Genomic DNA, 20,081 nt, shown 5'->3' with positions numbered 1-20,081 from the left:
CGGACAGCGGGGATGGGAGGGATGGGTTTCCAGTCTGCGACCGAGCCGGCCCGGGTCACTTGTCGGCCGTGAGGTCCTTGAGCGCGATGTTGAGTTCGAGGACGTTGACCCGGGGCTCCCCGATGAAGCCGAGTGTGCGACCCGTGGTGTGGTCGTCGACCAGCTTCTCGACCCGCGTGACGGACAGGCCGTTCCTCGCGGCGACCCTGTGCACCTGGAGGTCGGCGTACTGCGGGGAGATGTCCGGGTCCAGGCCGGAGCCGGAGGAGGTCACCGCGTCCGCGGGGACGTCCGAGGGCCTGACCGTGTAGCCGGGCACCGAGTTGTCCTTGACGATCTTGGCCTTCGCCTCGTCGACCGACTGCACGAGCTTCTCGCTGTCGCCGGCCAGGTTGGTGGCGCCGGAAAGGATCAGCCTGTAATGCGTGTTGAGGCTGTTCGCGCCGAGGCCGTTCGCCGGGCGGGGCTGGAAGTACTCGGATCCGTAGCCCTGTTGCCCGATCAGGGACGAGCCGACGACCCTGCCGTCCGCCTTGACCTCGGAGCCGTTCGCCCTGCCGGGGAAGAGACCCTGGGCGATGCCGGTGACGACCAGCGGGTAGACGACGCCGGTCACCAGGGTCAGCACGAGCAGGGCTCGTAGGCCCGCCCCGAGCAGCCGGGCGGTGTTCGTCACGGAGTTGTTCATGGCTATCAGCACGCTTTCGAGTGGTTACAGCCCGGGGACGAGGGAGATGAGCAGGTCGATGAGCTTGATGCCGAGGAAGGGGGCGATCAGCCCGCCGAGGCCGTAGATCCCCAGGTTGCGGCGCAGCATCCTGTCCGCGCTCATCGGCCGGTAGCGGACGCCCTTCAGGGACAGCGGCACCAGCGCGACGATGATCAGCGCGTTGAAGACGACGGCCGACAGGATCGCGGAGTCGGGCGAGGACAGGTGCATGATGTTCAGCTTGTCCAGGCCCGGGTAGACCGCCGCGAACAGCGCCGGGATGATCGCGAAGTACTTCGCCACGTCGTTGGCTATGGAGAAGGTCGTCAACGCACCCCGGGTGATGAGGAGTTGCTTCCCGATCTCCACGATCTCGATGAGCTTGGTCGGGTTGGAGTCGAGGTCGACCATGTTGCCGGCCTCCTTGGCGGCCGACGTACCGGTGTTCATCGCCACGCCGACGTCCGCCTGCGCGAGGGCCGGTGCGTCGTTGGTGCCGTCACCGGTCATCGCGACCAGCTTGCCGCCCGCCTGCTCCCGCTTGATCAGGGCCATCTTGTCCTCGGGGGTGGCCTCGGCGAGGAAGTCGTCGACGCCCGCCTCCTCGGCGATCGCCTTCGCGGTGAGCGGGTTGTCACCGGTGATCATGACGGTCTTGATGCCCATGCGGCGCAGCTCATCGAACCGCTCCCGCATACCCTGCTTGACGACGTCCTTCAGATGGACGACACCCAGGATCCGGGCACCCCTGCCGTCCTGGACGGCCACCAGCAACGGCGTGCCGCCCGCTTCCGAGATGCGGCCGGCGATCCGGTCCGCGTCCTCGGCGATCCTGCCGCCCTGCTCCTCGACCCAGGCGATGACCGAACCCGCGGCGCCCTTGCGGATCTTCCTGCCGTCGACGTCCACGCCCGACATGCGGGTCTGGGCGGTGAAGGCGATCCATTCGGCGCCGACCAGTTCGCCCTGGTACCGCTCGCGCAGCCCGTACCGGTCCTTGGCCAGGACGACGACGGAACGGCCCTCGGGGGTCTCGTCCGCGAGCGAGGACAGCTGGGCGGCGTCGGCCACCTCGGCCTCGGTGGCGCCGCGCACCGGCACGAACTCGGCGGCCTGCCGGTTGCCGAGGGTGATGGTGCCGGTCTTGTCCAGCAGCAGGGTGGAGACGTCGCCGGCGGCCTCCACCGCACGTCCCGACATGGCCAGTACGTTGCGCTGGACCAGCCGGTCCATGCCGGCGATGCCGATCGCGGAGAGCAGCGCGCCGATGGTGGTCGGGATCAGGCAGACCAGCAGGGCCACCAGTACGACCATCGTCAGGTGCGTGCCCGCGTAGTTCGCGAACGGCGGCAGCGTGGCGCAGGCCAGCAGGAAGACGATCGTCAGGGACGCCAGCAGGATGTTCAGCGCGATCTCGTTCGGCGTCTTCTGGCGGGCCGCGCCCTCGACCAGGCTGATCATCCGGTCGATGAACGTCTCACCGGGCCTTGTCGTGATCTTGATGACGATCCGGTCGGAGAGCACCTTCGTGCCGCCGGTCACGGCGGAGCGGTCGCCGCCGGACTCGCGGATGACCGGGGCGGACTCGCCGGTGATCGCCGACTCGTCGACGCTCGCGACGCCCTCGACGACGTCGCCGTCACCGGGGATGACGTCACCGGCCTCGCAGACCACCAGGTCTCCGACGGTCAGCTCGGTGCCCGGCACCCGCTCCTCGGACGTGCCGCCCGCGAGCAGCCGGCGGGCGACGGTGTCGGTCTTCGCCTTGCGCAGGGTGTCCGCCTGGGCCTTGCCGCGGCCCTCGGCGACCGCCTCCGCCAGGTTGGCGAAGACCACGGTCAGCCACAGCCAGGCGCTGATCGTCCAGCCGAACCAGTCGCCCGGGTCCTTGAGGGAGAACACCGTGGTCAGCACCGAGCCGATCCACACCACGAACATCACGGGCGACTTGACCATCACCCGCGGGTCGAGCTTGCGGAAGGCGTCCGGCAGCGACCTGACGAGCTGCTTCGGATCGAAGAGGCCCGCACCGACCCGGCCCTCGGGAGCCGTGTGACCCGTCGGTGCGTCCTGGTGGGGCGCAAGGGTGGGAGTGGACATCGCGTCCTCGTGCTTCTGTGTCTCGTGTTTCTGGATGTCGGTGGTCATCAGGCCAGCCCCTCGGCGAGCGGGCCCAGCGCCAGCGCCGGGAAGTAGGTCAGACCGGTGATGATCAGGATCGCGCCCACCAGCAGGCCGGTGAACAGCGGCTTCTCGGTGCGCAGCGTGCCCGCGCTCACCGGCACCGGCCTCTGCCCGGCCAGCGAACCGGCCAGCGCGAGGACGAACACCATGGGCAGGAAACGGCCGAGCAGCATCGCCAGTCCGGTCATGGTGTTGAACCAGTCGGTGTTCGCGTTCAGACCGGCGAAGGCCGAACCGTTGTTGTTCGACGCCGAGGTGAAGGCGTACAGCACCTCGGAGAACCCGTGCGCGCCGGAGTTCAGCATCGAGTGCGGCGGGGTCGGCAGCGCCATGGAGGCGGCGGTGAAGACCAGTGCCAGCGCCGGGGTGATCAGGATGTAGGCGGCGGCGAGCTTCATCTCCCGGGCGCCGATCTTCTTGCCCAGGTACTCGGGCGTACGGCCGACCATCAGGCCCGCGAGGAACACCGCGATGACCGCCATGATCAGCATGCCGTACAGGCCCGAGCCGACACCGCCGGGCGCGATCTCTCCCAGCATCATGCCGAGCAGTGTGATCCCGCCGCCCAGGCCGGTGAAGGAGGAGTGGAAGGAGTCCACCGCGCCCGTCGACGTCAACGTCGTCGACACGGCGAAGATGGAGGAGCCGCCGACCCCGAAGCGGACCTCCTTGCCCTCCATCGCCCCGCCCGCAGCCTGGAACGCCGGGCCGTGGTGGGCGAACTCCGTCCACATCATCAGCGAGACGAAGGCCAGCCAGATGGTGAACATGGTGGCGAGGATCGCGTAGCCCTGCTTCACCGAGCCGACCATCACGCCGAAGGTACGGGTCAGCGAGAACGGGATCACCAGGATCAGGAAGATCTCGAGGATGTTGGTGAGGGGGGTGGGGTTCTCGAAGGGGTGGGCGGAGTTGGCGTTGAAGTAGCCGCCGCCGTTGGTGCCCAGCTCCTTGATGGCCTCCTGGGAGGCGACCGCGCCGCCGTTCCACTGCTGCGAGCCGCCCATGAACTGCCCGACCTCGTGGATGCCGGAGAAGTTCTGGATCGCGCCGCACGCGACCAGGATCACCGCGGCGACGGCGGCGATCGGCACCAGGATCCTGAGGGTGCCGCGCACCAGGTCGGACCAGAAGTTGCCCAGCTCACCGGTGCGCGAACGCGCGAAGCCCCGCACGAGCGCGACGGCGACGGCGATGCCCACGGACGCCGAGACGAAGTTCTGCACGGCCAGCCCGGCGGTCTGCACGACGTGACCCATGGTCTGCTCGCCGTAGTACGACTGCCAGTTGGTGTTCGTCACGAAGGAGACGGCCGTATTGAACGACTGCGCCGGGTTCACCGAGGAGAAGCCCATCGAGCCGGGCAGGATGCCCTGGAGCCGCTGGAGCAGGTAGAGGAAGAGGACGCCCACGACCGAGAAGGCGAGGACACCGCGCAGGTACGCGGGCCAGGTCATCTCCGCATCGGGGTCGGCGCCGATGGCCTTGTAGATCCACTTCTCCACCCGCAGGTGCTTCTTCGAGGAGTAGACCCGGGCCATGTAGGTGCCGAGCGGAATGTGGACGAGTGCCAGCGCGCCGATCAGGGCGAGCAACTGGAGCACGCCCGCGAGGACGGGACTCATGTCTGCGCTCAGAACCTCTCCGGGAAGATCAGGGCGAGGACGAGATAGCCCAGCAGGGCGACGGCCACGACCAGGCCGACGACGTTCTCGGCGGTCACAGCTTCGTCACCCCCCGGGCGACGAGAGCCACCAGCGCGAAACCGGCGAGCACGGTGACGACGAAGGCCAGATCGGCCATCGCGAACTCCTGGAATGAGGTTCGGTGGAAACGGACGTGTAAGAGGAAAGCTCCTCTCTGGCCGGTTCTGATCGCCGTTGACGGGCCTCTTACGGCGGCGCCGACGGCTTTGACGGGTCCCTTACGTCTTCGCCCGACGGGTGCCGGCCGCCCCGGACACGCCGGACGCGCGAGAACCCCGCACCGGCGCGCGGTGCGGGGTTCTCGGCCCGGATGTGGTGCGGGTGTGGTCGCCGCGGTGTCAGGAGCCGCCGGGTTCCGGCTCGTGGAGGGTGATCGCCCCGGAGGGGCAGACGCCGGCGGCCATCCGTGCGGCCGCGCGATGGGCGCTGGGCGGCTCGGCGTGCAACAGGAGCACAAGGCCGTCGTCGGGATCCTGGTCGAAGACCTCGGGGGCGGTCAGGGCGCACATCCCGGCGCCGATGCAGCGCTCCCGGTCGACGTGCAGGCGCGTCGTCGTCATGACTCCCCCTTGTCCCAGGCGACCGGCAGGCTCTTGACCCCGTAGATGTCCGCGCTCTCCGGGCGCAGGACGACCTCTTCGGCCGGTACGGCCAGGCGCAGCGTGGGGAAGCGGTCGACCAGTGCGCGGAACGCGACCCGCATCTCGACGCGGGCCAGCTGCTGCCCCAGGCACTGGTGGATGCCGTGGCTGAAGGCCAGGTGCCCGGCCGCGTCCTGCCGGTGGAGGTCGAGCACATGGGGGTCGGTGAAGCGCTCGGGGTCGCGGTTGGCGGTGTTGTACGACAGGACGACCGTGGTGCCGGCCTCGATGGTCCGGCCGCCGATCTCGACGTCCTCGAGGGCCGTCCGCATGAATGTCTTGGCGACGCTCAGATACCGCAGCAGCTCCTCGACGGCCCTGTCGGTGAGCGCGGGGTCGGCGCGCAGCGCGGCCAGTTGCTCCGGGTTCCGCAGCAGCGCGAAGGTGCCGAGGGACAGCATGTTCGCGGTGGTGTCGAATCCGGCGGCCAGCAGGATCAGGCTGATGCCCTTGAGCTCCTCGTCGGTCAGATCGCTGTCGGTGAGTTCGCTGAGCACGTCGTCGGTGGGGTTGGCGCGCTTGGCGGCCACCAGTCGCGCGAGGTACTCCTGGGTCGCGGTGTAGGCCGCGATCAGCTCCTCGTCGCTCACCTCCCCGCCCATGAACGTGTCGATCTGCTGCTGGAAGGAGCCCCGGTCCTCGTAGGGCACCCCGAGGATCTCGCAGATCACCATGGTGGGGATGGGCTTGGCGAACGCGGTCACCAGGTCCACCGGCGGCCCGGCCATCTCCATGGCGTCCAGGCAGTCCGCGGTGATCTGCTCGATGCGTTCGGTGAGGAGCCGCATCCGCCGTACCGTGAACTTGCCCACCAGCGGCTTGCGATAGCGTCCGTGCTGCGGCTCATCCATGAGGAGGAACTCGCCGGGCGGCGCCGGAGGCACCTCGAAGTCGCCCACGTTCAGCAGTTCCTTGCGCGAGCTGAACCGCGGGTCGGCCAGGACCGACCTGACCAGGTCGTATCCGGTGATCAGCCATCCGGGTCTGCCGCCGGGATGGGTGTAGCGGCTGATGGGGCCGTGCCCGCGGGCGTCGAGCAGCTCTGCCGGCGGGTCGAAGGGGCAGCCGGTCCGACGCGCGGTCGGCAGCGTCGTGACGGTGTGGAGGGACTCACTCATGGCCATTCCTCGTCTCGCGATATGACGTGTTTGACGCTTCCGGAAAGCTACGTTGCGTTCACAACCGTGTCAATCGCTCTACCCACGAATCCCCAGCTAAACGGCGCCAAATTGATGCAATGACCGTGATTTGAACGCAACGATGCGTTGCAATGAAAAATGACGAAGGCAATGCCGGCGCACCGGGCAACGGGCTGGTACCCACCCCGCGACAGCGGTCGCGGCCGGGAACCCGCCTCGCACCGGTCCTGACTGCCGTACCCTCGCGGGTTCGGGCAGTGGTGCGACGGCGGGGTTCCCGGCCGCGATCGAAGCCGTGTCCCCGTGGCAGGCTTCAGCGGTAGTAGGCCTCCAGTTCGGCGATCGAGGTGAAGGTCTGGGTGCCGCCGCTGCCGCCGATGACACGTACGCCGTCACCGGTCGTGGTGTCGAAGTCGAAGACGTACGTCCTGTTCGTGCCGGCGGCCGAGGACGTGGGGTAGGACGGTGTCACGCGCAGGCCGGTGACATCGGTCCAGACGCCGTCGCGGCGCACCTGGATCCCGGGGGCGCTGCTGAACCAGCCGCCGTCGCCGAACATCGTGCCGGTCGTGTAGGCCACCTGGTCGAGGCGGTAGGTACGCGGCCAGGTGTAGCCCCACCAACTGGTCGGCTTGCGCTCGTCGTTCCAGTCGTCCTCGTTCTGCGCCTTGTTGCCGTCGTTGTAGATCGCGGTGCCGAAGTGCGTGGCGCGTTCGATCGGTACGGTGCCGGGTTCGCGGGCGAGGTTGCGGGCGGCGTCCGGCCCGTTGTCCGGGGTGGTGGGGACCGACGGGGTGAGGGACATCCTGCGCAGCGAGAAGGTGTACGCCCAGAAGTCGCCGGCCGGGTAACCGCCCCCGCAGGGGCAGACGTTGGACTGGAGCCACATCGACTTGCCGTCCGCGCTGATGTACTTCGACGGGATGGTGGTGGCGTAGCCGCCGTGCTTGGTGTGCGTCCACGGGTAGCCGCCGAAGTCCTTCGGCGTGAAGTGCTTCCACGGGCCCCACGGGGTGGGCGCCTCGTAGAACTCGTAGGTGTACTCCGTCCAGGAGGTGTAGATGTAGCGGTTCAGCGGCTTGTCGTAGACGACACCGCCCTGACTGATCACGCTCAGGTCCCTGGCGCGGCCCGCGGTTCCGACGTTCTGGTAGATGCGGTGGTCGTCGTGGAGGACGGAGACCCGCTGGTCGATGTCCGACGTCCACTGCGGGGTGCCCGCGCTGTCACCGGCGTAGAACCGCCATGCGGACCGGTCCTGGACGGAGGTGGCGGGCACCCGGGCCAGGTAGAGGTCGGCGGGGTCCGGGTCGGGGTCGAAGGTGTCGCGCCAGTTGTAGTCCAGGCCGTAGGCGTAGACGTAGCCGTCCGGGCTGCCCGCGTTGTCCTTGCCGTAGTCCAGGAACATGACCGTGGTGAACTTCTGGTCGGAGAACATCGGCTTGGTCTTGTCCGACGTCCACGTCGCGCCCTTGTCGGTGGACTTGACGATCGTCGCGCTGGGCGCGTTGTCCAGGGTGCCCTGCTTGAGGTCCTGGACGGCCAGGTAGAGCGCGCCGTTGACGCAGACCATGCCGGTGGGCTTGCGGTAGTACTGGCTGGGGTCGCCCCAGATCCGGCCGATCTGGTCGCCGGCCGCGCGCTGAGTGCCCGTCAGGTTGCCGGGCATGCCGCTGATCCGGGCCACGCCGATGTCGTTCCAGGTGTTGCCGTAGCCCACGCCGTCGCCGTAGGCGGCGTACACGTCGTCGTCGTCGGACCAGCACGACGGCCACAGGTCGCCGTGCTCCTTGTTGTCGCCGATCGCGGGGGCGCCGACGGTGGCGCCCGGGTCGACGCTCACGGTGGAGAAGTAGGTGCTCTCGGGGGCGTTGGCGAGTGCGGTGGTGTCGGCGTGGACGGCGGGGGTGGTCAGCGTCCCCAGGGCGGCCAGCGCGGCCGCCAGGGTGATCAGGGCTCTGAGTTTGCGCACAGACGTGCTCCTCGCGGGTCGGTCCGAGCACTGAGGAACGTGCCCGGGGGAACGTGCTCAGACGGCCAGGCCGTTGATCCGGTACTGCATGACCCGGTAGTTCTGGGCGTCGTACCACTGGCTCACGGTGATGTTGAAGTCGCCGAAGGTGGACCCGGGGACGATGAAACCGCCGTACGGGCTGGCGACCGCGTTGCCCGACTCGTTGCCCGGAGTGGTCGGGACGATGATGGTCTGCTCCGGGGTGGTGAACAGATTGCTCGTCGGGAGCGCGAAGATCTGGGCGCGCATCGACAGAGGTTCCATGTTCAGCCAGGTCAGGGCGTACTTGCCGCCCATCGCCCGGAAGCAGATCTCGCCCCAGCGGCGGCGGCCGGTGATGGTGGTGGGGTAGTTGCCCCAGGCCCAGGCGCCGTTCGCGTAGCCCCACGGCTGGTACGCCGCCGGGTTGCCGACCTGGTCCTGGCGGACGCGGTGCAGCAGGAGGTCGGAGGCGACGTCCCGGTTGAACACGGTCGACAGGACGTAGCAGTAGCCGTCGTCCGCGACCGCGTACGTCTTCTGCTGGAACTGGCCGCCGTACTGGTCGCCGGGCCACTGGCACAGGTACTGCCAGGTCTCGCCGTTGTCCGTCGAGCGCCAGAAGTCGGAGTGATGGGTCTGGTAGAGCACGCCCCGCATCAGATGCATGTACATCGTGCCGCCGATCGTGAAGACGTCCGACGGGATGGCGGTGGTGTTGTTCTCGTGGCCCTCCGGGACCAGGCCGACGGCGTGCGCGCCGCCCACGCTGTCGTCGATGACCAGGTGGTCGACGTCGGGGTGGCGTGCGCGCAGGCCCACCGGGGCCCGCCAGTCCCGGTCGCCCACCCCGGCTCCGTCGAAGGTGTCGCCGCAGACGAACAGCATGGTGCCGTCGGGGCAGCGGGCGGGGATGCCGAGGTCGGTCCAGGGTGCGGCGAAGGCTCCCGTCTCGGCCGGGCCGGTGAGGTTGCGGATCTTGGTACCGGTGATGGCGGCGGTGCTCGCCGCGGCCCGGCCGGCGGTGATCCCGGTCGCGGCCACGCCGAGGCCCGCGGCGAGGACCGTGCGCCGGGCCGGGCCGAGGGGCGCTGCCGAAGGGCCGGAGCCCGGGTGTGGCACCCCCGAGTGTTGTGAACCTGTCATGCGAAGCTCCTCGGAGTCGTGGGGGTTCCTGGTGCGCTCGGTCAGTGGTTCACGTGCTGGTGCCCGGTGTCCGGCCCGCGCGCGGGACGCGGACCGGACACCGGGAGTTCTGCGGGCGGCGGGGGCGAACGGGTGCCCGCCCGCTCGCCCCCGCCGCCGTGGGCCGCTACGACCGCGGCGCCGGGGGCCGTGGGTCCCTACGACTGCGGCGCCACGTCCCCGCACAGGTGCACCTCGACACCCAGCTCGGCGAAGAGCGCCGCCTTGGCGCGCAGCGCCTTGTCGGCGGTGGCCGCGTCGGGGGCGTAGGCGACGTTGAGGTGGTTGGCGCGGTGGCGGGCCATGAACTGGTCGCGGGTGACGCCGTGCAGGACCGCGTGCATGATCGGCCACTGGTGGTTGGTGGCGTCGAGGCGGCGCTGCGTCTCCTCCTCCGGCAGCTCGACGGCGCTCGCGCGGCCGAGGTCGACGTGCAGCCGGCCGTCCATCAGGAACACCCGCGACCAGACGATCTCGCCGGGCTTGGAGACACCGCTGAGGGTGCCGCCGCCGAGCGGGAAGAACATCGGGGGCTGGCGCATGCTGTACGACTTGTCGTAGCCGCCGTTGTGGGAGGCGGGCACCGAGCCGGAGATCTCGAAGACCCAGACGAACCGGCCGTCGTACTCCTCGCCCCAGCGGATGTCGTGCAGCGTGGTGGCCGGGTCCAGACCCATCGCGGTCCACAGGCGGTTGGTGACGAGGGAGTCGACGGCGACGCCTTCGTCCACCTCGTTGAAGTGCGGCAGCGGCGCGCCCGCGTAGAGCTCGCGGGAGCCGTCGCGGCTGAGCACCGGCGGGCGCTGGACGTTGTTGAGCAGGCCCTCGGCGAGGTCGCTCGCCGGGACGGTGTCCTTCAGGCCCTGCTGGTACTGGATGCCGACCGCGTCGAGCCCGAAGTCGTCGGAGATGCGCAGCGCGGCGATGTACATCTTGAACTGGCTGAGCAGCTGCGCGTCGGTGAGTTCGGTGGCCTCGTCGGTGCCGGTGTGGAAGGTCATGCCGGCGTCGTCGAGCCAGGCGCGGACCGCCTGGGCCTCCTCGTCGGAGACCTTCTTCATCTCGGCGACCAGGGCGCTCTGCGACAGGCGCTCCTTGTAGATGCCGAGCGGGTTGAGGAACTCGTCGTCGATGATGGCGTTGTACATGCCCATGCAGCCCTCGTCGAAGACGCCGATGATCGCCTTCTCCTCGCGCAGCTGGCGGGCGAGGGCCACGCCGAGCTCGGTCTCGGCGTCCTCGGACAGGGGCGGCAGGGGCCGGACGTGGCTGGTGTCGTGGGTGAGGGTGCCGGTCTCCAGCCAGGTGCGCAGTCCGTCGCGCGCCCAGTCGTCGGTGAAGTCGGTGCTCCACAGGACGGAGTAGTCGCGCCCGGCCTTGGTGAGGCTGCCGGCGAGGTTCAGCAGGCCGACCAGGCCCGGGAACTCCCCGCTCCAGTTGGCCACGACCAGGATCGGGCCCTCGTGGCTGCGCAGGCCCGCGAGGACGTGGTGGCTGTACTGCCAGACGGCCTCGACGACGATCAGCGGGGCGTCCTTGGGCAGGGTCTTGAAGACCTCGATGCCGGCGCGCTGGCTGTCGATGAAGCCGTGGCCCTTGACCTCGTCGACCGCGTGACCGCGGCGCACCTTCCAGCCGAGGTCGGTCAGGGCCGCGGCCAGGTCGTTCTCCAGCTTCTCCTGGGTGGGCCAGCAGGTGACGTTGGCGGCGGGGCGCAGGTCGCCGCTGGCCACGGTGTAGACGGTGTGCGGCTCGGTGGCCGGCCGCCGGTTGAGCTCGGGCAGGGCGTACGTGGTCATGCGGTCTCCGTTGGGGGTTCGGGTGTGCGCAGAGGCACGGCCGGCCGCGCGTCCTGGCCGGTCGTGAGGGCTGCTGCGGGTGTGTCGCGCCCGTGACGTGCACGGGCACATGTCTGTGTCTGCGTGGGCCGGGGCCGCCGTCAGCGCTCCTGGAGCGCCGCCAGCGTGTGGACGGCGTCCGCGGTGTCCGGGTACAGCCGCCGGTAGAGGGCGTACAGCGCGTCGTAGCGCGCGGTGTTCTCGGCGCGTGGCGTCACCGTCTCGCGCACCGGGTTCCAGTCGTCGACGGAGGCGTCCCCGACGAGCTGGGCGGCCAGCAGCGCACCGCCGTAGCTCGCGCCGATCGTGATGGTGCGCAGTTCCTGCGGGCGGCCGGTGATGTCGGAGACGATCTGTGTCCACAGGGAGCCCTGGGTGCCGCCGCCGACGGCGACCACACGGCGGATGTCGCCGCCGGCCTCCTCGATGACCTCGACGTTGTGGCGCACGCCGAACCCGGTCGCCTCCAGGGCGGCCCGGTACAGGTCGCCGCGGGTGTGGGAGAGGGTCAGCCCGGCGATGACCCCGCGGGCGTGCGGGTCCATGACCGGAGTGCGCTCGCCGGAGAAGTACGGCAGCATCAGCAGGCCGCCCGCGCCGGGGCCGGACTCGGCGGCCAGCCGGGTGAGCTCGGTGTGGTCGGCGCCGTCGAACAGGTCGCGCAGCCAGTTGGTGACGGCTCCGGAGGTGGCCATGCCGCCCGCCAGGTTGCGGGTGCCGGGCAGGGCGCCGACCGTGCCCCACAGGGACGGGCTGGTGAGCGGCTTGGGGACGGTGTGCACGAGGAACATGGTGGTGCCGTACATCAGCATCAGATCGCCGGTGTTCTGCGCAGCCACGCTCAGTGCCTCGGCCCAGGCGTCGATGGTGCCGGTGGTGACGGGGATGCCGGCGGGCAGGCCGGTCTCCCGGGCGGCCTCGGCAGTGACGGTGCCGGCCGCCTCGCCGGACCAGGCGAGCGGCGGCAGCTCGATGCCGGGGGCCACCTCGGCGGCCCAGGGGGCGTACCACTCGCAGGCGTGCGTGTCGTAGAGCGGGGTGCACTGGCTGGCCGAGTGGTGGTCGAGGACGTAGGCGCCGGTGAGCTGCCGGACCAGCCAGGAGCTGGGCATGTAGAGGCGGCGGGCCCGGGCGTAGAGCTCGGGCTCCTCCTCGGCGATCCAGGCGATCTTCGGCCCGGCGGCCTGGGTGCTCAGAGCCGAGCCCGAGCGCCGGATGATCTCCCCGGCGCCGAGCCGCTCCTCGATCCGTTCGATCTGGCGGACCGAGCGGGTGTCCACGCCGTAGAGGATCGCGGGGCGCAGCGGGGTGTCGTTCTCGTCGGTCAGCAGGACGCAGGGTCCCATGCCGCTGACGCCGACGGCGACCACGGTGGTGTCGCCGGGGCCGGTCAGCTCGCGGGCGAGCTCGGTGAACTCGCGCCACCACACGGAGGCGTCCATTTCGAAGTGGCCGGGTCCCGGCCGTGCGGGTCTGTGCTCCCGTACGGCCGAGCGGATCAGGGCGCCGTCGAGGCCGACGAGGACGCCCTTGCTGCTCGACGTGCCGATGTCCACGCCGATGACTGCGTTGCGAGGCATGTCCAGGACCATCGCAGAAATCGATTTCAGGGTCAAGGGTCCGCACGGCAGGCGCGGTTTCGCCAGGTGAGAGGCCTTGGCCTAGACAAGGTCCGCGCCCCGAAACGCCCGGGAGTCTCACCTCTTGACACCCCTGGGGACCCCCTCTACGTTTCGGTGAAATGGATTTCAGAGGTGTTCCACCGCGGTGTCGGTGCCGCCTCGCTCCTTCCGCGCCCCACGGTGCCCCAGCCGGCCCGCGGCGCGCGCCCCCGTACTCCACCATGAGGGCAAGACACGATGACGACCTTTGGACTCGACGGCATCTCGCGCAGGACGCGTGCCGTGAGCCGTTCCATCAGCGCCGAGAACTTCACCGGGGCCAAGTCCGGCGGCGGCCGCGCCACGGAGGGCACCGGTGCGGTGGCGGCGAGCCGGCTGGGGCCGGGCTGGAAGATCTCCCCCAGCATCGACATCGCCGCCGGTGAGACGGCGGTGCTCGCGGACATCGAGGGCCCCGGCACCATCCGCCACCTGTGGTGCACCACCGACCCGCACACGGCGTGGCGCGGCACCCTGCTGCGGATGTACTGGGAGGGCGAGGAGGACCCGGCCGTCGAGGTGCCGCTGGGCGACTTCTTCTGCAACGGCTGGAACACCTTCAGCCAGGTCTCGTCCGTGCCGGTCGCGGCCAACCCCAACGGCGGCTTCAACGCCTACTGGCCGATGCCGTTCCGTCGCGCTGCTCGCATCACCCTGGAGAACCTGACCGCCGAGAAGGTCACGCTCTACTACCAGGTGGACTACGAGCTGGACGAGGTCGGCGACGACGCCTCCTACTTCCACGCCCAGTGGCGCCGCAGCCACCCGGTACCCTTCGGCGAGGTGCACACCCTCCTCGACGGCGTCACCGGCGCCGGCAGCTACGTCGGCACCTACCTGGCCTGGGGCGTCAACAGCCCGGGCTGGTGGGGCGAGGGCGAGCTGAAGTTCTACCTCGACGGCGACGACGAGTTCCCGACGATCTGCGGCACCGGCACCGAGGACTACTTCGGCGGCGCCTGGAACTTCGACGTCCCCGGCCAGGGCTACACCGCCTACACCACCCCCTACCTGGGCCTGAACCAGATCCTGCGCCCGGACGGGCTGTACCGCAGCCAGCAGCGGTTCGGGATGTACCGCTGGCACGTCCTGGACCCGATCCGCTTCTCCGAGGACCTCCGCGTCACCGTGCAGAGCCTCGGCATCGGCCCCGGCCAGGGCAACGGCCTGCCGCACCGCTACCGCCACACCAGCGACGACATCGCCTCCACCTCGCTGTTCTACCTGGACGCCCCGTCCTCCGCGTCCCGTCCGGCCACGCCGGACCTGCTCACACTGGAAGTCGACTGACCGCCGTACGGCGAGTCGCTTCCGGGCGACCGGCCCCGCCCGCGGGGCCGGTTCCCAGGATCCGCCCCCGGGCCCGCCCCCCAGGATCCGCCCGTCCCCAAGGCCCATCACACCTCGACAGGAGCGCACGCATGCTCCAGCACGGCAAAGAAGCCGAGCCCGCGGCCCCGACCGCCCAGACGGCGGTTCGAACCGACCGCCCGGCCCCGCACGCCTCCCGCCGCCGCTTCCTCACCGGTCTCGCCGGCGCCGGGGCGGCCTTCGCCGCCCCGGCCCTGCTCACCGGCTGCGGCACGGCCCAGGCCAAGGGCGCCACCATGAAGTTCTGGAACTTCTACGCGCCGCAGAACTCGCCGGATCCGGCGATCCGGGCCCAGGCGAAGTGGTTCACCGACTTGATCGACCTGTGGAACTCCACCCACTCACCCAAGATCGAACTGGTGTACATACCCGTCGGCGACTACACCAACGGCGCCAAACTCCCCACCGCGTTCGCCACCGGGTCGGGCCCGGACATCTTCCTGCTCAGCCCCGGCGACTTCCTGCGGTACTACAACGGCGGCGTGCTGGCCGACCTCACGCCGCACCTGGACCACGGGGTCGTGGAGGACTACGGGACGGCGCTGACCAGCCGGATGGTCGACGGCAAGGTGTACGCCCTGCCGATGGAGATCGAGCCGCTGGCGATGTTCTACTCGATCGACACCTGGGAGAAGGCGGGGCTGTCGGAGGGCGACATCCCCACCACCTGGGACCAGATGCTCGGTCTGGGCGACAAGCTGCGCACCAGGACGAGGGCCGGCCTCGTCTTCGAGACCAACCCGGGCTACTACCAGAACTTCACCTGGTACCCGTGGATGTGGCAGGGCGGCGGCGACGTCCTGGACGCGCACGGCAACGTCTCCTTCGACTCGAAGGCCACCCGCCAGGCGCTGTCCTTCTGGCAGGACGCCGTGCGCCACGGCATCGCCCCGCGCACCCTTCCCGCGGCCGGCGACGTGATCGGCGGTTTCAAGGGCGACAACGTCGCGATGTGGCAGACGGGCATCTGGAACGTCGCCAGCTTCAAGGCGTTCGCCCCCGAGTACCGTTACGGCGTCTTCAAGCTGCCGGCCCCGGACGGCGGCAAGTACGTCACCACGCTGGGCGGCTGGTCGTTCTGTGCCAACGCGCAGAGCGGCAACAGCGACGCCGCGGCCGAGTTCTGCGCCTGGGCGATCGGCTCGATGAAGGACGACGCCATCGACCGGATGGTGGACTGGTGCATCCGCGCCAAGTCGGACGTGGCGCCCCGCACCACCGCGCTGGAGCGCGGCGCGGCCAAGGGCGGCTACGACTCGACGATCATGAAGAAGTTCAAGGATGAGGTCTTCCCCGGGGGCCGTGCCGAGCCGCGCTATCCCCCGGTCGTCTACAAGGCGATCTCCGACGCCATCCAGTCGACCATGCTCACCGGCGCGGACGTGGCCGCCGAGACCCAGCGGGCCGCCGAGTCGATGAAGGCCTACACCAAGAGCTACCAGGGGGCGAGTCTGGTATGAGCAGCGTGACCGCACACGACACGGCCGGGGCGAAGCCCCGCACCACGGGCGGGCCCACGGCCCAGGCACCCGCTTCCGCACATCCGCGGCTCAGCCGCCGGCACCGCGAGTGGGTGGCGGCCGGCCTGTTCCTCGCCCCGGACGCCCTCGGCCTGCTGGTGTTCGTCGCCATCCCGATGGTGCTCTCCGTCGTGCTGAGCCTGTTCCAGGTCAGCGGCTTCGGCAGCTACCAGTGGGTCGGGCTCGGCAACTACGACCGGATGTTCCACGACCCGCTGTTCTGGCAGTCCATGAAGATCACCGGAATCTATGTGGTGGTCCTGGTGCCCGTGCTGTTCTGCCTGAGCCTCGCCCTCGGGCTGCTGGTCAAGCAGAAGCTGCCCGGCGTGGGCGCCTACCGCACCGCGCTGTTCCTGCCGTACGTGATCAGCCTCGTGGTGGTGGGCGTGCTCTGGAAGTTCATGCTCGACGACCAGGTCGGGGTGGTGAACAAGGCCATGCGGGCGGCCGGCTTCGGCGGCGCGTCCTGGCTGGGGTCCCCGGGTCTGGCGCTCGCCTCGGTCATCGCCGTGATGACGTGGGTGATGATGGGCTACTACATGATCATCTTTCTGGCCGGGCTCCAGGAGATCCCGCAGGAGTACTACGAGGCCGCCCGGATCGACGGCGCGAGCGCCTGGCGGTCGTTCCGCTCGATCACCTGGCCGCTCCTCCGGCCGACCAGCTTCTTCGTGCTGCTGATGTCGACGGTCGCGGCCATCACCGGTGGTCTCGACCTGCTCTTCGTGCTGACCAAGGGCGGCCCGGCCAACGGCACCTCGCTGGCGATCTTCTACATCTACCAGCAGGCCTTCACCTTCGGGGAGTACGGATACGCGTCGGCCATGGGCACCTTCCTGGTGTTGATCATGGTCGTCTTCGCCGGGGTGATCTTCAAGGTGACGAAGGGCGGGAGGTTCGACGATGGCGAGTGACGTGGCGACGGGCGGAGTGAAGGTGCGAGGCGCCGGAAACTCCGGGAGTATCGGCAGGACCAGCCGCATCTGGCTGACGGTGCTGGCCATCGTGGTGTCCCTGGTGAGCGTGTTCCCGGTGCTGTGGATGGTCGACTCCGCGTTCAAGACACGGAGCACGGTCACCGACGGCCGGCTCATACCGAAGGACTTCACCTTCCAGAACTTCGTCGACGTCTTCACCCAGGTGCCGTTCGCGCGCTTCCTGTGGAACAGCTTCTTCGTGTCCGCGGTGATCACGGTCGTGTCGCTGTTCTTCCACTCGATGGCCGCTTACGCGCTGGCCCGGCTGCGCTTCCCGGGCCGTGAGAAGATCTTCGGGTTGATCTTCTCGACGCTTCTGGTCACCCCGCCGGTGGTGCTGATCCCGCTGTTCGTCGTGGCTCGTGAGCTGCACCTGCTCAACAGCTACGCCGGCCTGATCATCCCGGCGATCTTCAACGCGTTCGGCATCTTCCTGCTGCGCCAGTTCTACCTGGGCCTGCCCAAGGAGCTGGAGGAGGCGGCGATCGTCGACGGCTGTGGCCACCGGCGGGTCTACTGGAACATCGTGCTGCCGATGTCCCGCCCGATCCTGTCGGCCCTCGCGGTCTTCTTCTTCCTCGCCAACTGGAACGCCTTCGTCTGGCCGCTGGTCTCCACCAACGACCAGAGCCTCACGGTGATCCAGCTCGGCATCGCCTCGTTCGCGACCCAGGCCGCCTCGAACTGGAACTACATCCTGGCCGCGGCCACGGTGGCCGCACTGCCCATGCTGGTGCTGTTCTTCGTCTTCCAGCGGCAGATCGTGGAGTCGATCAAGACGTCCGGTCTGAAGTAGCGGCACGGCACGCGAGAGGGGCGCCGCACCGGTCATCCGACCGGTGCGGCGCCCCTCTCGGCGTCCCGCGGGTCCGTCAGTCCGAGGCGACCGGCCCGGCGGTGCTCTCCCGGATCTGGAGCCTGGTGCGCAGCACCACGGTCTGCAGCGGTGCCGCGCTGCCCTCCATGCGCTGCAGCAGCAGATCGGCGGCGGCGCGCCCGAGCTCGTACGACGGCAGCTCCACCGCCGTCAGCGACGGCCGCACCAGCGACGCCCAGGGGACGTCGCCGAAGGAGAGCACGCCGACGCCGGGCGGGGTGCGGCCGGCCTCGGCCAGGGCGTCGAGGGCGCCGATGGTCATGAGGTTGTTGGTGACGAACACCGCGTCGGGCGGCTCGGGCAGGGCCAGCAGCTCGCGCATCGCCGCCCGGCCGCCCTCGACGCGGAAGTCGGCGTGCCGTACGTAGGCGTCGTCGGCCGCGATTCCCTCGCTCCGGGCCGCGTGCAGCGCCGCGCGGTAGCCGGCCAGGCGCTCCTCGGAGGTGGAGGCACCCTCGGGTCCGGTGATACAGGCGATCCTGCGGTAGCCGGCCTGGAGCAGATGGCGGGTGGCCACCTCGCCGCCGTGCTGGTCGTCGGCCCTGACCGCGTCCACCTCGGCGTCGTGCGGCCGCCGGTCGACGGCGACCACGGGCACGCCCCGGGCGATGAGCGGCCCCAGGTCCGTGTCGTCCTGAGAGGCCGCCGCCACGATCACACCCGCCATCTGCTCACCGAGCGCGACCTCGAGGTAGCGCCGCTCCTTGTCGGTGTCCTCGTCGGAGTTGCACAGCACCACCGAGAGACTGGTGCGCTGCGCGGCGTCCTCGACACCGCGGGCGAGCGAGGTGAAGAACGGGTTCTCGATGTCCGGGATGATCAGGGCGATCACACTGGAGCGCTGCTTGCGCAGGCTTCGCGCCAGCCGGTTGGGCGCGAAACCGAGTTCCGCGGCGGCCTGTTGCACGGACTGGGCGCGTTCCGGTGTGACCCTGCCGCCGTTGAACACACGCGAGACGGTCGCCGGGGATACTCCGGCGGCTCGCGCCACGTCATGGATCGTCACCACCTGTGTCCGCATCCTTTCACCGGGTCCGGCTTCCCACCCTACCCTGCTGGTGAAAAGGATTTCACCCCCATATTGAGCGGGCCCGGCCTGAAACAGGCGGCCGTGCCGCCGCCACGGGATGCTGGAGGGAGGCGGGCCGCGCCGAGAGGGGCCGGGACGCGATGGGGCGGACGTCAGGGAGGCGAGGGAGGTGATCGCCGTCGATCCGACGGACAGCGCCTCGGTACTGGCCGCCTTCGGGGCCCTCGGGGTGCTCGTGGTGATCTTCGCGGAGTCGGGTCTGCTGGTGGTCGGCTTCTTCCTGCCCGGCGACACACTGCTGTTCCCGGCCGGTGTGCTGTGCGCGGGCAGCGCCCAGCAGGCGCCCCGGCTCCAGCTGTGGCAGGTCCTGCTGTGTGCCGCCGTCGGCGCCGTGGCGGGAGGGCAGGTCGGGTTCCTCATCGGGCGGCACGGCGGGCGGGCGCTGCTGGCCCGTTCCTCCAGCCGACGACTGCGACAGGCGGCGGCACGGGCGGAGCGGCTCCTGGCCCGCTACGGCCACGGAAAGGCCCTGGTCATCGGCCGTTTCGTGCCGATGCTGCGCACGGTGCTGCACCCGGCGGCCGGCGCCCTCGGCGTGCCCACGCGCACCTTCACCGTGTGGCAGGTGGTCGGCGGCCTGCTCTGGTCCCAGAGCCTGGTCCTGGCCGGATACACCCTCGGCTCCTCCGTGCCCCATGTCGAGGACTACCTGCTGCCGCTGGTCGCCCTGGTCGTCGTCCTCTCCCTGCTCCCCCTGCTGGCCGAGGCGCGCCGCGCGCGCCGCGGCCGGCGGGCACAGTCGCGTTCGGCCTCACAGTGAGCGGACAGCGTCGGTCGTGGCTGCGGCGGGCCGTCGCCCTGTGACGTCTTCGCCACGAGGAATTCCCCGAACCGGTTCGGGTCACTCGTAGTGGTCCTCGGGTAGCAGGCCGAAGGCAACACCGGGAACGAACGGGCGCACCGTTCGTCGGGCCACAACGCCTTCGAGGATGTACGGATCATTGTCCATCAAGGTCTGTAGTTCCTGCTCCGTGCCCGGTCCGTACAGGAAAACGCCGCCGCTGTCGTCGTCGAACCGGCCCGCGAAGCCCAGCTTTCCCTCCCGTGTGAGCCCGACGAGGTAGTTGCGGTGATCGGGACGCACGGGGGCGAACTTATCGGGAATGTACTCGAGTTCCACGAGGTACCACATTGCGCTCTCCTGTTTTGCGCCTGGGTCTGCGTCCGCAACGCGTGTTTCGCGGGCGCGC

The 20,081-nt window shown here is 69.8% G+C and carries 17 protein-coding genes; 5 read left to right on the top strand and 12 right to left on the bottom strand.

From position 1 onward, the window contains the following. Positions 1-55: 55 nt before the first annotated feature. From IE318_RS13170 to IE318_RS13125, 10 genes are all read right to left on the bottom strand, one after another. Complete coding sequence (locus IE318_RS13170) at positions 56-688, bottom strand: potassium-transporting ATPase subunit C (RefSeq protein WP_189899910.1); 633 nt, start codon at positions 686-688, stop codon at positions 56-58. Between the two features lie 24 nt (positions 689-712). Further along, complete coding sequence (gene kdpB, locus IE318_RS13165) at positions 713-2,857, bottom strand: potassium-transporting ATPase subunit KdpB (RefSeq protein ID WP_189899908.1); 2,145 nt, start codon at positions 2,855-2,857, stop codon at positions 713-715. After that, positions 2,857-4,518: a potassium-transporting ATPase subunit KdpA gene (kdpA, locus tag IE318_RS13160; protein ID WP_189899906.1), complete on the bottom strand. Its 1,662-nt coding sequence runs from the start codon at positions 4,516-4,518 to the stop codon at positions 2,857-2,859. Before kdpA ends, kdpB begins: the two co-directional genes overlap by 1 nt. A gap of 8 nt (positions 4,519-4,526) precedes the next feature. After that, complete coding sequence (kdpF, locus tag IE318_RS13155; RefSeq protein WP_009326374.1) at positions 4,527-4,616, bottom strand: K(+)-transporting ATPase subunit F; 90 nt, start codon at positions 4,614-4,616, stop codon at positions 4,527-4,529. A 321-nt stretch (positions 4,617-4,937) separates the two neighbouring features. Beyond that, complete coding sequence (locus IE318_RS13150; RefSeq protein WP_189899904.1) at positions 4,938-5,159, bottom strand: ferredoxin; 222 nt, start codon at positions 5,157-5,159, stop codon at positions 4,938-4,940. Further along, positions 5,156-6,358 carry a cytochrome P450 gene (locus tag IE318_RS13145; RefSeq protein ID WP_189899901.1) on the bottom strand — a complete coding sequence of 401 codons (1,203 nt, stop codon included), beginning with the start codon at positions 6,356-6,358 and terminating at the stop codon, positions 5,156-5,158. The genes IE318_RS13150 and IE318_RS13145 overlap by 4 nt, the downstream gene beginning before the upstream one ends. A 334-nt stretch (positions 6,359-6,692) precedes the next feature. Beyond that, positions 6,693-8,351, bottom strand: a complete 1,659-nt coding sequence (locus IE318_RS13140; RefSeq protein WP_189899899.1) for a glycoside hydrolase family 183 protein — start codon at positions 8,349-8,351, stop codon at positions 6,693-6,695. Between the two features lie 57 nt (positions 8,352-8,408). Next, a complete protein-coding gene (locus IE318_RS13135; RefSeq protein WP_189899897.1) occupies positions 8,409-9,518 on the bottom strand; it encodes a DUF4185 domain-containing protein in 1,110 nt (369 codons plus the stop codon). Between the two features lie 197 nt (positions 9,519-9,715). Further along, positions 9,716-11,356 carry a fucose isomerase gene (locus IE318_RS13130; RefSeq protein WP_189899895.1) on the bottom strand — a complete coding sequence of 547 codons (1,641 nt, stop codon included), beginning with the start codon at positions 11,354-11,356 and terminating at the stop codon, positions 9,716-9,718. Positions 11,357-11,496: 140 nt separating this feature from the next. Then, positions 11,497-12,975 carry an FGGY-family carbohydrate kinase gene (locus IE318_RS13125; protein WP_189899893.1) on the bottom strand — a complete coding sequence of 493 codons (1,479 nt, stop codon included), beginning with the start codon at positions 12,973-12,975 and terminating at the stop codon, positions 11,497-11,499. A gap of 324 nt (positions 12,976-13,299) precedes the next feature. Between IE318_RS13125 and IE318_RS13120 the strand changes: the two genes are divergently transcribed. From IE318_RS13120 to IE318_RS13105, 4 genes are all read left to right on the top strand, one after another. Then, positions 13,300-14,346: a glycoside hydrolase family 172 protein gene (locus IE318_RS13120; RefSeq protein WP_229903492.1), complete on the top strand. Its 1,047-nt coding sequence runs from the start codon at positions 13,300-13,302 to the stop codon at positions 14,344-14,346. 131 nt (positions 14,347-14,477) lie between these two features. Next, positions 14,478-15,887, top strand: coding sequence for an ABC transporter substrate-binding protein (locus IE318_RS13115; protein ID WP_189899888.1), 1,410 nt, complete (start codon positions 14,478-14,480; stop codon positions 15,885-15,887). Further along, positions 15,884-16,861, top strand: a complete 978-nt coding sequence (locus IE318_RS13110; protein WP_189899886.1) for a carbohydrate ABC transporter permease — start codon at positions 15,884-15,886, stop codon at positions 16,859-16,861. The genes IE318_RS13115 and IE318_RS13110 overlap by 4 nt, the downstream gene beginning before the upstream one ends. Then, on the top strand, positions 16,851-17,720 hold the full coding sequence (locus tag IE318_RS13105) for a carbohydrate ABC transporter permease (RefSeq protein ID WP_189899884.1): 870 nt from the start codon (positions 16,851-16,853) through the stop codon (positions 17,718-17,720). Before IE318_RS13110 ends, IE318_RS13105 begins: the two co-directional genes overlap by 11 nt. A gap of 76 nt (positions 17,721-17,796) precedes the next feature. Here the strand turns inward: IE318_RS13105 and IE318_RS13100 are convergent, their stop codons facing one another. Next, a complete protein-coding gene (locus tag IE318_RS13100; protein WP_229903491.1) occupies positions 17,797-18,807 on the bottom strand; it encodes a LacI family DNA-binding transcriptional regulator in 1,011 nt (336 codons plus the stop codon). 193 nt (positions 18,808-19,000) lie between these two features. Between IE318_RS13100 and IE318_RS13095 the strand changes: the two genes are divergently transcribed. Further along, entirely contained in the window at positions 19,001-19,651 is a 651-nt protein-coding gene (locus IE318_RS13095) for a DedA family protein (RefSeq protein ID WP_189899882.1), read from the top strand. An 81-nt stretch (positions 19,652-19,732) separates the two neighbouring features. On the opposite strand, the gene IE318_RS13090 is transcribed toward IE318_RS13095, so the two are convergent. Beyond that, positions 19,733-20,011: a YciI family protein gene (locus IE318_RS13090; protein WP_229903490.1), complete on the bottom strand. Its 279-nt coding sequence runs from the start codon at positions 20,009-20,011 to the stop codon at positions 19,733-19,735. Between the last annotated feature and the right edge of the window lie 70 nt (positions 20,012-20,081).

It is taken from the genome of Streptomyces spiralis (genome assembly GCF_014654675.1).
Taxonomy (GTDB): Bacteria; Actinomycetota; Actinomycetes; order Streptomycetales; family Streptomycetaceae; genus Streptomyces; species Streptomyces spiralis.
Note: the sequence above shows the minus strand (reverse complement) of the source record. Positions and strands in the feature narration are given on the sequence as shown.

Coding starts and splice junctions, on each gene's coding strand:
- IE318_RS13150 (WP_189899904.1), bottom strand. CDS start 5,159: ATGACGACGACGCGCCTGCACGTCGACCGGGAGCGCTGCATCGGCGCC.
- IE318_RS13135 (WP_189899897.1), bottom strand. CDS start 9,518: ATGACAGGTTCACAACACTCGGGGGTGCCACACCCGGGCTCCGGCCCT.
- IE318_RS13125 (WP_189899893.1), bottom strand. CDS start 12,975: ATGCCTCGCAACGCAGTCATCGGCGTGGACATCGGCACGTCGAGCAGC.
- IE318_RS13130 (WP_189899895.1), bottom strand. CDS start 11,356: ATGACCACGTACGCCCTGCCCGAGCTCAACCGGCGGCCGGCCACCGAG.
- kdpA (WP_189899906.1), bottom strand. CDS start 4,518: ATGAGTCCCGTCCTCGCGGGCGTGCTCCAGTTGCTCGCCCTGATCGGC.
- IE318_RS13145 (WP_189899901.1), bottom strand. CDS start 6,358: ATGAGTGAGTCCCTCCACACCGTCACGACGCTGCCGACCGCGCGTCGG.
- IE318_RS13170 (WP_189899910.1), bottom strand. CDS start 688: ATGAACAACTCCGTGACGAACACCGCCCGGCTGCTCGGGGCGGGCCTA.
- IE318_RS13110 (WP_189899886.1), top strand. CDS start 15,884: ATGAGCAGCGTGACCGCACACGACACGGCCGGGGCGAAGCCCCGCACC.
- IE318_RS13105 (WP_189899884.1), top strand. CDS start 16,851: ATGGCGAGTGACGTGGCGACGGGCGGAGTGAAGGTGCGAGGCGCCGGA.
- IE318_RS13115 (WP_189899888.1), top strand. CDS start 14,478: ATGCTCCAGCACGGCAAAGAAGCCGAGCCCGCGGCCCCGACCGCCCAG.
- kdpB (WP_189899908.1), bottom strand. CDS start 2,857: ATGACCACCGACATCCAGAAACACGAGACACAGAAGCACGAGGACGCG.